Below are 14,218 nucleotides of genomic sequence, written 5' to 3'. Positions count from 1 at the left end.
ATGGCACAGACACTCGTCCGCACGGACTTCCAATTCCCTCATCAGGATCACGTCTATCATGGCAAGGTCCGCGACGTGTACTTCCTCGGTAGCGATCAGGTAGCGATGATCGCCACCGACCGCATCTCCGCCTTCGACGTCGTACTCCCCAAGGGCATCCCCTACAAGGGACAAGTCCTCAACCAGATCGCGACCTACTTCCTCGAAGCTACGCGTGACATCGTCCCCAACTGGCTCATCTCCGCTCCCGACCCCATGGTATCGCTCGGCCTGCGCTGTGAGCCCTTCCGTGTAGAGATGGTCATCCGTGGCTACCTCACCGGCTCGGCTTGGCGTGCCTATAAGGCGGGCGAACGCACCCTCTGCGGTATCCAGCTCCCCGACGGTATGCGTGAGAACGAAGCCTTCCCCTCGCCCATCATCACCCCCACCACGAAGGAAGATGTCGGCCATGACGAAAATATCTCCCGCGAGGAGATCATCCGCACGGGTCTGGTCAGCGAAGAAGACTACAAGCAGCTCGAGGCCTACACCTACGCTCTCTTCAAGCGTGGTCAGGAGATGGCACGTGAGCGTGGCCTGATCCTCGTCGACACGAAGTACGAATTCGGGAAGAAGGACGGTAAGATCTACCTCATCGACGAGATCCACACGCCCGACTCCTCCCGCTACTTCTATGCCGAAGGCTACGAAGAGCGCTTCGAGCGTGGTGAAGAGCAGAAGCAGCTCTCCAAGGAATTCGTCCGCCAGTGGCTCATCAAGAACGGCTTCCAAGGCCGTGACGGCGAAGTCGTCCCCGAGATGACCGAGGAGTACTGCAAGAGCGTCTCCGACCGCTACATCGAGCTGTATGAGACGGTCACGGGTCGTGCCTTCGTCGCCGAGCCCACCGACGACCTCACGGCACGCATCGAGCGCAACGTCCTCGCCGCCCTCAAGTAAGCTCCGCCTTACCTCCCCCACAAGTGTCAGCGCCCCATGATCCTCATCGGATCATGGGGCGCTGCTGTATAGATACGTAAGGGGAAAGAGCGGAGAGAAAGGCACGAAGGAATAGAGGCACTCACTCGTTTGTCATGCGGTATTTCGTGCGAGGTGTAGGAGTATTTCTAAATCTACGTACGTGGATTTTAAGACTACGTAGGGAAATCCTTTGGGCTACGTGCGTGGATCTTAGGACCACGCACCAAGATAGAAGAATAGGTATAGACCTTCGTGGTTTTGGCTGAGGTGGAGCGGAAGTTTTCTCGGGGGAGGGAGAAGGTAAAGGAGTAGTGCTACAGAGCACCGAGGCTGTGAGGAGCACGCTCAAAAAGAGGCTGTCCGCATGCTTCCACGAGGGAAGGGTGCGGACAGCCTTCATAGGATCGAGGTGTGAGCTTCGGTGAGGAAGCTCAGCAGAGGGCGGTTAGCGGCCTTCGGTCAAGCGCGCATAGAGGTCACGCATACCTGCCACAGCTCCCGCCTGGATATGGATGAGGTCGGGGCGGTAGCCACTACGCACGGGCTTCGGGTCGATGCAGTAGACGGGCGCCTTCCCTGGGACGTAGCCCAGCAGTCCCGCTGCAGGATAGACCTCCAGCGACGTGCCGATGACGAGGAAGAGATCGGCCTCTTCGGTGGCTTCAATAGCAGGGATCATCTCCGGCACTTCTTCGCCAAACCAGACGATGAAGGGGCGGAGCTGCGTACCATCGGGCGCTAAGTCCCCGACATGGAGCTCACGTGTCGCTCCCTCGGCTGGGTAGGTGGTGAAGGGATCTCGCACGGAGCGGTTCTTCATCAGCTCCCCATGGAGGTGGATGACACGGCTGCTACCCGCACGCTCGTGCAGGTCGTCGACGTTCTGCGTGACGATCGTCACACGATAGTAGTCCTCAAGGCGGGAGAGCAGACGGTGCCCTTCGTTGGGCTCTGCTCCGACGAACTCCCGACGGCGCTGGTTGTAGAAGTCCAGCACGCACTGGGGATCGCGGTACCAGCCTTCGATGCTGGCGACCTCTTGGACGTCATGCCCCGCCCACAGACCATCGCTATCGCGGAAGGTCGACAGACCGCTCTCGGCACTCATCCCCGCCCCTGAGAGGACGACGAGGTGCGGACGCTGGGGGCTCTGGGTATTCATCGGCGTGAGACGAGCGACAGCTCCTGGATGAGGCGAGGACACTCACCGAGCTGGTCGATGAGCAGGAGGACGTAGCGGATATCACAGATGATGCTACGCTGGTAGGAGGGCAGGTACTGGATGTCACCACCGACACCTTCCCAGTTGCGGTCGAAGTTGATACCGATCAGGTCGCCGTACTTATTGAAGACGGGGCTACCGGAGTTACCACCCGTGGTGTGGGTCGTAGCAGCGAAGTTGACAGGCATCTCATACGTGCCGTCAGCCTTCTTAGCTGCCCAACGCTTGCCTTCGCCGTAGAGCTGCTTCTGGTAGATCTCCTTGAGACGAGCGGGGACAGCGAACTCCCATGAGGTGGGGTCTTCCTTCTCCATCACACCACGCAGGGTCGTAGGCACCTGATACTCGACACCGTCGACGGGCGAGTAGCCACGGACCTGACCGTAGGTGAAGCGCAGCGTGCTATTGGCATCGGGCCAGAGGTTGTCCGTGCCACGCTGAGCCATGATACCGCCGACGTAGGTACGACGAGCCAGATCAATGGGGTTGTCGAAGGCACGGAGATCCTTCGTCAGCTGCTCGCGCTTGGTGCGGACAGAGGCAGCGAAGCGCGACATGAGGTCGGAGGAGAGGACAGCCTGCTGCTCCTTGGCACCCAGCTTCTTGAAGGCCTCGAAGCCCTCGGGCGTGGTGAAGGTCGACTGAGCGAACATCGCATCGACGTAAGCATCTACCGAGCCGAACTTATCGATACCCTCAGCGATAGCCGTGGGCCAGTCCTTGCGGTCGATCTGACGCGTGTATTCAGCGAGCTCAGCCTTAGCGATCTTAGCGTCGAGCGAGGGGAGGTAGTCCTTGTTGTTGTAGGCGGTGAAGGCCTTGTCCGTAGCGGTCAGCGGATCATCAGCACCAGGGGCGCGCGTAGCTTCGATAGCCTGCCACAGCCCTTCGTCAAGGTACCAGAACTGGCGACGCAGGTCACGACGACCCTCGATAGCGCGGTCGATCGTGGAGACAGCATCAGCATAGGACTTGTAGGACTTAGGTGCCTTCTCCTTAGCCCACGAGAGGAGGGACTCCATCTCCTGCTGCTTGGTGGCCTTGAAGTTATTCTTCTCGATACCGAAGTTCGCACCGATAGCACGCTTGTAGGCGTTCTGCGAGCGGGCGTACTTAGCAGCGTACATAATGTTCACCTTGGGGTCGGCAAGCATATCCTTGAGCATGACCTCCTGACGGATGTTGCGCATGCGGATGCGGATATCATTGTCGATGGTCTTCCATTCCTCTACTTCGGAGGGGAGGAAGAAGTGGTTGGTACGGCCAGGGAAGCCCATGATCATAGCGAAGTCATCACGCTGTACGCCATCGGTAGAGATGTTGAACCAGCGCTTGGGCTTCAGAGGCACGTTGCTCTCTGAGTAGGGAGCAGGGTTGCCGTTGGCATCAGCGTAGATGCGGAAGATCGAGATATCACCAGCGTGACGGGGGTACTTCCAGTTGTCCGTGTCAGCACCGAACTTCCCGATAGCGCTGGGAGGTGCACCGACGAAGCGGATGTCGGAGTAGACCTTCTTGGTGAACATGAGGTACTTGTTCCCATTGTAGAAGGGACGGATCTCGACCTCCGTGCCTGGGTGATCCTTGAGGAAGTTGTCACCGACACGCTTGCGAGCTACTGAGCGAAGGAAGGCGGGCGAGAGGTACTCCATGCCCGTGCCCTTACGCACCTTCTTGAGCTCTGCCTGCACGAAGGCCGTGACGTCCTCGATCTTGTCGATGAAGGTCACGACGACGCCCTTAGCGGGGAGCTCTTCGGCGAAGCTCTGCGCCCAGAAGCCGTTCTCGAGGTAGTTATGCTCGACACTGCTGAGCTTCTGGATAGCGTCATAGCCGCAGTGGTGGTTCGTCAGGACGAGACCCTGCGACGAGATGATCTCACCCGTACAGCCACCGTCAAAGCTGACGACAGCGTCCTTGAGCGAGGTGCCGTTGGGGTTGTAGAGATCGTACTCCTTCATCGAGAGCCCGCGCTTGACGAGCTCAGGGTACTTCTTGGAGAGCTGCTCCAGGAGCCACATACCCTCGTCAGCACGTGCGACGGAGCCGACGCCGAGGGCGATGAGGAGCGCAAGTAGGGTTTTACGCATAGTCATTGATACGATATTGAGTGGTTAAGTAATATCAGTGTGATGGGCGGGCAGTAGGCTACGCCTCATGCCAGCCGAAGGTGAAGAGGTAGTCGGGGCGCAGTGTGTAGTGCACCGTGAGCGAGGTAGCCTCACGAGCGTAGCCGAGGCGTAGCTCCTGCGAGGTGGGGTCTATACGCTCCAGCGTGAAGCTATGGAGCGACCCATCGGGCGGGCCGAAGATCTTAAAGGCTGTCTCCTTCGCTGACCACAGGAGGCTACGGAGCTGAAGCTCCGAGAGCGAGGGAGCGCTATGCTCAAGCAGATCCCATTCGACTCCCGTCAGGTAGCGCGAGGCTACGGCACGGATCTGCGGACGATAGGTCTCTATATCTACCCCTGGGCGGAGCGTGGAGGGCGTGAGAAGCACAGCAGCGTGACCCTCGGCATGCGAGATGCTCACGCTCTGCTCGGGCGCACTGGGGAGGAAGGGCCGCCCCTTAGCGTCATGCTCCCGCTGGGGAGGTGTAGCACAATCGAAGAGGTCACAGAGGATAGCACCCACGGTAGCCTCTTCGCTACTACGGCGCTCCCGTCGCCCCACTACGGGGAAGTGACCAAGACAAAGGGCTACCCCAGAGGGTAACCCTTCTATGTACTCCAGCGTCATACTGTACCCGATGTCGTGTCGTCCGCTGGAGGGGGAATGACTTGGACCTCGGTGATGCGGAACTTCTCCAAGCTCGTGACTCGGAAGCTCCACTCGCCAGCCGTGACCAGATCACCCTTGCGGGGTAGGTCTTGCTTGAGCTCGAGGACGAGCCCACCGAGGGTGTCGACTTGCTCCTCGGCCTTGCCGAAGGTGCCTTGCTCGAGGTCGAGCGCACGCAGGACGTCCGTCAGCGGCGTCCCTCCCTCGAAGAGATAGCTCCCGTCGGGTAGGCGCTTGTAGGGTAGCTCCTCCTCGTCATATTCGTCAGAGATCTCCCCGACGATCTCCTCGAGGAGGTCCTCCATAGTGACGATACCGCTCGTACCACCGTACTCGTCGACGACGACGGCGATGTGCTTCTTCGTACTGCGAAACTCCTCAAGGAGGTCATCCAGAGGCTTGTTCTCGGGGATGAAGAGCGCGTCACGGATGAGCTTCGTCCAGTCGAAGTCTGCCTCCTGCTCCTTGTAGGGAATGAGGTCCTTGAGATAGAGGATACCACGGATATTGTCCTCCGACCCCTCGTAGACGGGGATACGTGAGTAGCCCGAGTCGAGAGCGAAGTGGAGCATACGATGGAAGTCCCACGCCACATCGATATCGACCATGTCCACACGGGGCACCATGATCTCCGAGGCGGTCTTGTTGTGGAAGTTGATGATATCCTCGAAGAGCTCCTTCTCCTCGGGCTCGTGTCCCTCGAGAAGGTCGACGGCCTGCGAGAGGTCATCCACGGAGAGATCATAGCGCTTGGGCTGCATGCGACTCGTCAGCATGCTCGTCGAGCGCATGAGGAAGGAGGAGAACGGATAGAGGATGCGCGAGATCAGCGCCATCTTCCCCGAGGAGAAGCGGCTGAAAGCGAGGGGGTGTGCTTGGGCGTAGACCTTCGGGATGATCTCACCGAAGAGCAGCAAGAGGAGCGTCAGGATGACCGTCTGGAAGATGAAGCCCAGGGCGGGAGCATGCGTGAAGTCGAAGATCTGCGCAAAGGCATAGCCGGTCAAGATGACGATAGCCACGTTGACCAGATTATTGCCGATGAGGATCGTCGCCAGTAGGCGCTCCGAATCCTTGAGCAGCTCTACGAGGCCTTGATCCGCAGGATGCTCCTCCTCCTTGATCGTGTCGATGTCGGAGGGAGAGAGCGAGAAGAAAGCGACTTCGGAGGAGGACATAAAGCCCGAGACGACGAGCAGAAGGCCCGATATAGAGAGTGCGATCCACGCCGAGACGGGGATCACCTCATTGATTACCTGACTGAATGATTCCAAATGCGTAGAGGATTGGGGGGAGGATTAGCGTACGCCTTCGTGGCGGCGTACGGCATTGAGGAGGTCGCGGAGCTGCTTTGCCTTCTGCTGGACAGAGGCTTCGAGGAGCTGGAGCTCGCTACGTAGCTCACTGCGCACAGAGGCATCACCCTCTCTCCAGCGAGCACGGAGCTCACTGAGGCGGGCTTCTTCGCGGGCGAGGGACTCGCGCAGGGCTTCGGCCTCAGCGAAGATGCGACGGCCAGCGTCACTCTTGAAGTCTGCCCAGCGGTGGTAGACGACTGAGCCCTGCAGGTGGAAGGTCAGCTCCGCCTTCTCCTCACGCTGCGTCGTAGGCTGTACGGCTACGGCCTCGCCTTCGTAGAGGACACCCGAGAGGGTCGCACGGCGGTAGGCCTCTTCAGGCGCAAGCTCCGTCGTCTCACCACCCTGACGACCAGCGAGGAAGGCAGGACGACCAGTGAAGCGATAGACGTGGACCTGCCCCTCGGGAGCGAAGCGGTCACTGATGAGGATCCCCCAGCCTTCGCTCTCGTGGTAGGCGAGCAGATAGTCGTTGTAGGGGGAGTTGTACGGCATGCCGAGGAGGGTGGGCTCGAAGAAGCTATTGCCCTGCTCGGTGAGGCGCGTCATATAGAGGTCATAGCCACCGAGGCCTGCGGGAGAGCGGCGAGCGAAGAAGAGCGTCATACCATCCTCGAGGAGGAAGGGCGAGCGGATAGGCGCATCGGCCTCCAGCGTCTTGGTCGCTACCCCCTGACGCTCCCAGCTACGGCCTGCCTTAGCGTACCAAGCGAGGGCACGCGCATCGGGGATGATACTATTGCGCCCCAGCGCATCGACGAAGCCGAAGATGGGGAAGACGGGAGGTGCCGGGTGCAGGCTGTCGCCTACTACGGGCGTCTCCACGGGGAGGAGCGAGCGGATATCTGCGGGGAGCTGCTCAGCGACGAGGAAGCGCCCACTGCCCTGAGGGAGGAGCTCGGCTATGCGATCGATCCCGACGAGTGTGCTATCGACGACGCGCAGCTCGTCGGCTGCGCCATACATACGCTCGGCACGTGCTATCTGCCCCTGTAGCATCGTGATGCTGTCGGGCACAGCCTGACGGCGGCGCTGGAGGCTGGAGATGTACTTGGAGAGTGCTGTCGAGGCAGGGCCGAACTGATAGGCGTGATAGGCACGCTCCGCCTCACGGAGGAGCTGCTCAGGGCTCTGCGTGGGAGCCTTGGGCTTCACGACCTTCGCCTCACACCATAGGGGGGCAAAGACGAGGGCAGAGAGAAGTAGGATCGATCGTAAAGACATATCGAATGATTAGAATACGAACTGTGCGCGCAGCTGCAGGGTATGGTAGCTCAGACCATCGCCGCTATTGGAGCGCAGACGGCCGAGTGCAACAGCATCCTTGCTGAAGGAAGTGAAGGTATAGCTGAGGCCGAGCATCATCGCAGTATTGGGATACCAGTTCACCGCCCCAAGGGCTTCATAGGCCTTCCCCATATAATCCTGGGTATCGAGAGCGCTGGCACCGACCATAAGCTCGACATTGCCCCCAGGCTCCACCTCATTATTGACATTGGAGAAGACAGCACCGCTATTGGAGTAGCTACGCTGCTTCCCACGGAGCATATAGGAGCCTACGAGATATCCGCCCCAGAAGGAGACACTCTCACTACCATCAATATTATACGTCTTCTCTCCATTCGTAATAACCCCTGGTCCTTCCTTTGTGGCAAAGGTCGAGCACAGGGCCTCACCCTGGACAAAGAAGCGATCATCACGGTAAGCAGCCTCCAGATCACAGATGGTGTAGTGGTCGATCCCTGAGAAGCCACCAGCGATGAACTTGCGGTTCTCTACGACAGAGCCCGAGCGACCGCCCAGGACGACGATGCCGTCATCCGACGTCACACGCTCGGGGGTACGAGCTACAGCCGAGAAGCCGAAGTGCACAGTCGTCTGATCCGTATTGATGGGGCGCCAGACGGCACGTGCTGAGACACCATAGCCCTCGCCCATGTGGTTCTCACGAGCATTGACGCGCTCGCTGCTACCAGCGAAGAGGCCTGCACCGAGCCAATACTTATCCCCCCAGTGCGAACCAGCAAGCCCCCAGTGACGGGTATAGGGGATGAGGAAGTCGAGAGGCAGTGGGGTCGTGACCGAGCCGTGGCGCGTGGAGGTATTCATCCCGATGCTCAGCGGCTCGAGCTGGTGTCCGAGGACAAGATGCGTCTGAGGACTGAAGGCATAGGCTGCGTAGACATCACAGAAGGTGATGCGCTGCCCCGTGTAGTTGACGTCGATGCGACCCGTCCAGTTACCGTAGCCGCCGAAGAAGCCGAGGCGAGCCTGTGTGATGGAGGTCCCAGCCGCCATACGGAAGGGCTCTTTTTGGGTCGCCCCTGCAGGCAGGTAGGTGAAGTTGGACTTATCGACGGGCGCGAAGGCTGCCGCATCGAGGGTCAAGCGACCATCGACACCGAGGGTCACCTCATCAGGTTGCCCCAGACGCAGGGCGATACCTGTCTGGGCAGCTGCCTTTGTGGACGAGAGGAGAAGGCCACCAGCTACGATGACCGAAGCGATAAGCGCGTAGTTCTTTCTTCTATTCGACGATGCCATTGGAGAATGCGTATTTGTTTACCTTAGACAAAGATAGCCTTTTCTGCAGTACAACGACGGAGAGGAAGCCCATACAGACAGCGTCCCCACGGGGGAGGAGGATAGCTAAGCTACCCAGCCTCGCCCGTGGGGACGCTACATTTATATAGGAGGGATGGACTTACAGATCGACCACGAAGGACACGACTTCGCCCGTCTCGGGATAGAAGCCACGCAGCTGGAGGGCGGAGCGACGAGAGCGGCTCTGGCTACCAGCCTTATCGAGAGTGGAGACGACCTGATTGAGATCGCTCTGCGAGCGCAGAGGCACGTTGTTGGCCGTCAAGAGGACGAAGCCTTCGCGGACCCCAGCCTTACGCAGGGCGCTATTCGACTGGAGGGACTGGACGACGAGGCCATAGGAGAGACCGTAGGCACGGAGCTCATTAGCGCCCAGCTCCTTGAGGGTAGCACCGAGGCGGTTGTTCGCCCCATTGGCAGACTGCTTGAGGAGCTTAGAGCCACCTTCCTGATTGCGCAGCGTGACCTTGTAGGTCTTCTCTGCGCCCTTGCGGTTCACCGTGACCTGAACAGCGTCACCAGGACGGAAGCGGGAGAGCTGCTCCTGGAGCTGAGCGAAGGAGGTGATGCGGTGGCCGTCGATAGCGGTGATGACGTCACCCTTCTCGATACCAGCGGCCAGTGCGGCGCTGATCTCTGCGAAGTCAGCGACATAGAAGCCTTCGTTGACCTTCAGCCCTTCCTTCTGTACGAGTTCGCTGGTGACATCAGCCCCTGCGACCCCGAGCATACCACGCTGTACGGTACCGTACTTCTTGATATCGGAGACGACCTTAGCGGCGATGTTGATGGGCACTGCGAAGGAGTAGCCGGCATAGTTCCCCGTCTGAGAGTAGATCATCGTGTTGATCCCGACGAGTTCGCCTGCAGCATTGACCAGGGCCCCACCACTGTTACCAGGATTGACGGCAGCATCGGTCTGGATGAAAGCACCTACACCGAGCTGGTCGCCCGTAGCAGCGGCACGCGACTTAGCGCTGACGATACCTGCGGTGACGGTGCTGGTGAGGTTGAAGGGGTTCCCTACAGCCAGGACCCACTCGCCGAGACGGAGGTTCTCTGAGTTACCGAAGGGGATCGTAGGCAGGTCCTTAGCCTCGACCTTAATCAGTGCGATATCGCTGGAGGGGTCGGAGCCGATGAGCTTAGCCTTGAAGGTACGGTTGTCATTGAGCGTCACAGAGAGCTCGTCACCACCCTCGACGACATGGTTGTTCGTCATGATGTAGCCATCATTGCTGATGATCACACCCGAGCCATAGCCCACGACGGGCTCGCTACGACGTGAGCCCCCACGAGGATCGCCACCGAAGAAGAATTCGAAGGGGTCGATCATCTGCTGGGACTGCACCTGCTGGGTCTTCTTCACCTTGATGTGGACGACCGCCTTCACCGAGCTCTCGGCGGCAGGTGTGAGGTCTGGAGCATTACCTATCTGGCGCGAGCCTATGGCATAGGCTGTATTCTGGAATCCATATTCATTCGCTGAGGTCACACCCTCGACGCCCGACTGAGCGGTATAGCTACTTGAGCTACCACCATTGCGGGTCATTACGTGGACCGTAGCAGCCGAAGCTGCAATACTTACCGCTACCAAGCCTAAGACAGCGGCTGATTTCTTCAATACCTTGTTCATAGTCGTTAAGTATATTCTGTTCTTTATCTGATTGAAAAACACTCCGGAGCTCCTCACCGCGGGCTCAAGACGTGCCGTGCTTCGTAAGGAACGGCTACGCACTCGACCTCAGATATAGGTGGGTGGCGGGGAAGCCCCTTTACCCTATAAGAGTCAAAGAGGGTGCCAATGTTTAATTCACCCCTACAAAACTTCACATTCTGCCAAAATCGCAGACTTTTTCTGGGCAATATGACAGCATTTCGCTGCCCCCACATAGCACAGACGTAGCGGGTACCCCGCGACGAAGTAGCACCACCGGAAGGGCAGGAGTATGAACCGATATGAGTACGTGGGCAGAGCTATATAGCTTTGGACTGATCCCAATACAGCTTTGTGAAGTGACCTATACTTAGGTAATTGCTCCGCGTAGGGATAAAAGTTGTGGACGAATGGCAGAAAAGTGTGGACTACGTACGTGGCTCTAATATCTACGTACGTAGTCTTTAGGGTTTGCATACGTAGTCTTTAAGACCACGTGCGTAGACAGAGGAAAATCACTACGGGAAGGCGCTTTTTTCTTCGCGAGAATGCCACTTTTTCCTCCGCTGGATAAGAGGGAATACGCGCGATAAAGCGAAGGGCTTGCGTATCACTTCGGAGAGGTGTATCGGGGAGCTGGGCGCGCGATACCTTACACTCGAAATAGAGGACTGGACTCGCGGCAATAGCCTCCTCTATAGAGTTCACCCAGCGACCAATATAGGTTCGCATCACCCCCTCACGGAAGAGCGGAGCGTCACGCTCGTCAGGAAGGGAAGTAAGATCAATAGGAAAGGCTGAATCCCAGCGCCTTAGCGGATGGCACTCGAGCAAGAAGACAGGGAGATGGAGAACGGGCAGCGATGGCACCTTCGTGGGGTGCAGTAGTCGGCGTGGAGCTGGAGGAGGGCCTGCGACTCCAGAGCGGAGCGTGCGGTGAGACCGGCTTCGGTGAAGAGGCGGGTCACGTGGTTCGCCTCCGCAGGGAGCTTGTCGAGGCACAGCTCTTCGCCCACCTGCTCTCCTACCCGCTGGTAGTGGGCACGCCAGGCCTCACGATAGGGTACAAGGACGTTGATAGCGATATGTGCTACGGCTTCCTCGGAGAGCATCCCGTTCCCTCGCCACTTTCCACCGCAGTAGTGTGCAGGGAGGGGGTGGCGCAAGAGGGTCATCAGCGCCCCCATGCTCGGCATCTCGGGGAAGACACTCCCCCAGAGCGGAGCATGCACGATGAGTGTGGCGAGCTGGAGGAGGCGATACTCGGGGAGGCCCGTGGGGCGAGTTCGCGCCCGACGAAAAGTACCTTGCGGAAGAGGTGTCAAGCCATACTTATGGGCGAGGAAGGCATATTCTCGCTGCCGCTCCTCACGGAGCGCTTCGTCGGGAAGGTAGTCGAGGAGGCCTGCTGAGCCGAGGAGGAGTGCCTCGACCTGAGGGAGCTGGTCGCGGTGCTTGAGGAGGAGATGCAGGGGCAGGGCGAAGGCCAAGCGCTCCATCGCATCGCCATTGAGCCCGAAGCCCAGCGCACGGAGGAAGAGCGCATAGAGGGTCTGCGCCCAGTCGCCTTCGCTCCGCTCAAGGAGCTGACGCACGGCCGTGACCTTGCGGAAGAGGCGGCTACGCGAGAGACAGGAGAGCCACATACGACGCTCTTCTTCGGGGACGGAGGCGAGGTGGTCTGCGCAGGGAAGCTTTACCTCTGCGGAGAGGAGGGCAGCTGCCTCGGGACGAAGCTCTTCGGGCACCATCAGAAGGCAGGTAGGTAGCACCTCTCCCGAGGGGAAGATGACAGGGCGATTGTCCTGCTCGACGACGTGGAGGATGACGGATCGGTAGGAGGGATCGGTATCGTGATGATGCTGGTGCCACTCGCTCGAGGCGTGGTGGATCTCCACCGCCCCCACCCAAAGGAGGTCATCGATCCGCACCTTGGCGGCGAAGAAGTCGGGGCCAGCATGCACATTGAGTACCCCAGGGTCAAGAACCTCAATGCGGGCACCTGCCAGAGCACCCTGCGGGATCAGCTCCGTATAGCGGCGGTGTGCCCATATATAATGTAGGAAGGCTTCCATGGTGTGTCGGTATTAGGCGGTAGGGGAAGCTCCGTCACTCTAAGCTATCATAGGAGGGGAATTCGGAGAGGAAGATATAGCTCATCGTGTCGTAGTCGATACGGCAGACGAGATGGTCGAGGCCGTTGCTCAGGGCGAGGTACGGCACGCGCAGGACATAGTTGTAGCGGACGATCTGCTGCAGCACGGTCTCTGTCAGTGCGACGTGGGGGGCCTTATACTCGAGGATCATCTGCGGGCGGAGCGCCTTGTCGTAGAGGAGGGTGTCGCATCGCTTCGAGGTCTCACCGAGGCGCAGGGCCACTTCATTCTGCATCAAGGGCTGGGGATAGCCTAAGACATCGATAAGATAGTGGACGAAGTGCTGGCGCACCCACTCCTCGGGCGTGAGGCGGACGAACTTACGCCGCAGCTCATCATACACGTAGGGCTTGCCCTCACGCTGCTCCAGACGCAGGCGACACTTCGGCAGGTTTAGCTCGATCATGCTTATCTTTGTAGAGAGTACTTCATTGGGCTCATACCCACGAAAGTACATAAATATAGTATAGATGCCCACGTACGACGAGATCATCCGTTCGCTCAAGCAACGCAAACCCCAGCGAGTCTACCTGCTCGCTGGCGACGAACCCCTCTTCATCGACCAGATAGCCTCCTTTGCGGCCAAGGAACTGATCCCCGCCGAGGAGCAGGACTTCAATCAGAGCATCCTCTACGGTGCCGAGGTCAATGCCCGCACGATACTCCTCGAAGCCCTGCGCTTCCCGATGATGGGCTCGCAGGTCCTCGTCTTGGTGCGCGAAGCCCAGCAGGTGCGCGACCTCGACACCCTCGCCGCCCACCTCGATGAGCTCCCCGAGAGTACGTGCCTCATCCTCTGCTACAAGAAGAAGGCCGACAAGCGCAAGGCGCTCTACAAGGCCATCAGCGAGCGAGGTGGCGTCTTCGAGTCCACGAAGATGTACGACTCGAAGATCCCCGACTTCATCATCAAGAGCTTCGCCGCACGCCAGCTCGATATCGACCCACGCACGGCCCATCTGATGGCCGACAGTACGGGGAATGATCTGGAGAAGATCCTCAACGAAGTCGAGAAGATCGCCCTTGCTCTCTCCGAGAAGGGCACCCGCACCGTCACCCCCGAGGTCATCGAATACTACATCGGCGTGAGCAAGGAGTACAACAACTTCGAGCTACTCACAGCGCTCATCCGCCGTGACGCAGCGCGCGCCTACCGCATCGCCTTATACTTCGCCTCCGACGAGCGCAACCATCCCATCCAGATGACGCTCTCCACGCTCTTCGGCTTCTTCTCGAACCTTATGGCGGTCTACTACATCGCCCAGCCCAACGAGCGGAGCATCGCCTCCCTCCTCGGGGTGCAGCCCTTCGTCGCCCGCGACTACGACCTGGCACGTCGAGGCTACTCGGCCGCACAGACCTTCGCCATCATCCACCAGATACGCCTCATCGACGCTTACTCGAAGGGGGTAGATGCCAACATCCCTACGAGCCAGCTCTACTCTGAGCTCGTGTCACGTATCTTGGCCGCCTAAGC

11 protein-coding genes are annotated in these 14,218 nt (G+C 59.2%); 2 read left to right on the top strand and 9 right to left on the bottom strand.

Annotation, left to right across the window (positions count from 1 at the left end):
- A complete protein-coding gene (locus HMPREF1121_RS08430) occupies positions 1–942 on the top strand; it encodes a phosphoribosylaminoimidazolesuccinocarboxamide synthase (RefSeq protein ID WP_044115813.1) in 942 nt (313 codons plus the stop codon).
- Between the two features lie 466 nt (positions 943–1,408).
- Here the strand turns inward: HMPREF1121_RS08430 and HMPREF1121_RS08425 are convergent, their stop codons facing one another.
- The 9 genes from HMPREF1121_RS08425 to HMPREF1121_RS08385 form a co-directional block, all read right to left on the bottom strand.
- Positions 1,409–2,125, bottom strand: coding sequence for an SIR2 family NAD-dependent protein deacylase (locus HMPREF1121_RS08425; protein ID WP_044115812.1), 717 nt, complete (start codon positions 2,123–2,125; stop codon positions 1,409–1,411).
- Positions 2,122–4,281: a S46 family peptidase gene (locus tag HMPREF1121_RS08420; protein WP_369793571.1), complete on the bottom strand. Its 2,160-nt coding sequence runs from the start codon at positions 4,279–4,281 to the stop codon at positions 2,122–2,124. The genes HMPREF1121_RS08425 and HMPREF1121_RS08420 overlap by 4 nt, the downstream gene beginning before the upstream one ends.
- 52 nt (positions 4,282–4,333) lie before the next feature.
- Positions 4,334–4,924 (bottom strand): 4'-phosphopantetheinyl transferase family protein, encoded by a 591-nt coding sequence (locus HMPREF1121_RS08415; protein WP_052353664.1) that lies wholly within the window; start codon positions 4,922–4,924, stop codon positions 4,334–4,336.
- Complete coding sequence (locus HMPREF1121_RS08410; RefSeq protein WP_044115810.1) at positions 4,921–6,240, bottom strand: hemolysin family protein; 1,320 nt, start codon at positions 6,238–6,240, stop codon at positions 4,921–4,923. Before HMPREF1121_RS08410 ends, HMPREF1121_RS08415 begins: the two co-directional genes overlap by 4 nt.
- Before the next feature lie 24 nt (positions 6,241–6,264).
- Positions 6,265–7,548 carry a hypothetical protein gene (locus tag HMPREF1121_RS08405; protein WP_044115809.1) on the bottom strand — a complete coding sequence of 428 codons (1,284 nt, stop codon included), beginning with the start codon at positions 7,546–7,548 and terminating at the stop codon, positions 6,265–6,267.
- Between the two features lie 9 nt (positions 7,549–7,557).
- Positions 7,558–8,868 (bottom strand): porin, encoded by a 1,311-nt coding sequence (locus tag HMPREF1121_RS08400; RefSeq protein ID WP_044115808.1) that lies wholly within the window; start codon positions 8,866–8,868, stop codon positions 7,558–7,560.
- 160 nt (positions 8,869–9,028) lie between these two features.
- Positions 9,029–10,564, bottom strand: a complete 1,536-nt coding sequence (locus HMPREF1121_RS08395; protein ID WP_044115807.1) for a Do family serine endopeptidase — start codon at positions 10,562–10,564, stop codon at positions 9,029–9,031.
- An 833-nt stretch (positions 10,565–11,397) separates the two neighbouring features.
- Positions 11,398–12,660: a DUF2851 family protein gene (locus HMPREF1121_RS08390; RefSeq protein ID WP_044115806.1), complete on the bottom strand. Its 1,263-nt coding sequence runs from the start codon at positions 12,658–12,660 to the stop codon at positions 11,398–11,400.
- Between the two features lie 34 nt (positions 12,661–12,694).
- Positions 12,695–13,147, bottom strand: a complete 453-nt coding sequence (locus tag HMPREF1121_RS08385) for a type I restriction enzyme HsdR N-terminal domain-containing protein (protein ID WP_044115844.1) — start codon at positions 13,145–13,147, stop codon at positions 12,695–12,697.
- A 64-nt stretch (positions 13,148–13,211) separates the two neighbouring features.
- Here HMPREF1121_RS08385 and holA point away from each other — a divergent pair, with 64 nt between their 5' ends.
- On the top strand, positions 13,212–14,216 hold the full coding sequence (gene holA / locus HMPREF1121_RS08380) for a DNA polymerase III subunit delta (RefSeq protein ID WP_044115805.1): 1,005 nt from the start codon (positions 13,212–13,214) through the stop codon (positions 14,214–14,216).
- Positions 14,217–14,218 lie beyond the last annotated feature (2 nt).

Source organism: Porphyromonas sp. KLE 1280 (genome assembly GCF_000700805.1).
Taxonomy (GTDB): Bacteria; Bacteroidota; Bacteroidia; order Bacteroidales; family Porphyromonadaceae; genus Porphyromonas; species Porphyromonas pasteri.
Note: the sequence above shows the minus strand (reverse complement) of the source record. Positions and strands in the feature narration are given on the sequence as shown.

Coding starts and splice junctions, on each gene's coding strand:
- HMPREF1121_RS08430 (WP_044115813.1), top strand. CDS start 1: ATGGCACAGACACTCGTCCGCACGGACTTCCAATTCCCTCATCAGGAT.
- HMPREF1121_RS08425 (WP_044115812.1), bottom strand. CDS start 2,125: ATGAATACCCAGAGCCCCCAGCGTCCGCACCTCGTCGTCCTCTCAGGG.
- HMPREF1121_RS08420 (WP_369793571.1), bottom strand. CDS start 4,281: ATGACTATGCGTAAAACCCTACTTGCGCTCCTCATCGCCCTCGGCGTC.
- HMPREF1121_RS08415 (WP_052353664.1), bottom strand. CDS start 4,924: ATGACGCTGGAGTACATAGAAGGGTTACCCTCTGGGGTAGCCCTTTGT.
- HMPREF1121_RS08405 (WP_044115809.1), bottom strand. CDS start 7,548: ATGTCTTTACGATCGATCCTACTTCTCTCTGCCCTCGTCTTTGCCCCC.
- HMPREF1121_RS08400 (WP_044115808.1), bottom strand. CDS start 8,868: ATGGCATCGTCGAATAGAAGAAAGAACTACGCGCTTATCGCTTCGGTC.
- HMPREF1121_RS08395 (WP_044115807.1), bottom strand. CDS start 10,564: ATGAACAAGGTATTGAAGAAATCAGCCGCTGTCTTAGGCTTGGTAGCG.
- HMPREF1121_RS08390 (WP_044115806.1), bottom strand. CDS start 12,660: ATGGAAGCCTTCCTACATTATATATGGGCACACCGCCGCTATACGGAG.
- HMPREF1121_RS08385 (WP_044115844.1), bottom strand. CDS start 13,147: ATGATCGAGCTAAACCTGCCGAAGTGTCGCCTGCGTCTGGAGCAGCGT.
- holA (WP_044115805.1), top strand. CDS start 13,212: ATGCCCACGTACGACGAGATCATCCGTTCGCTCAAGCAACGCAAACCC.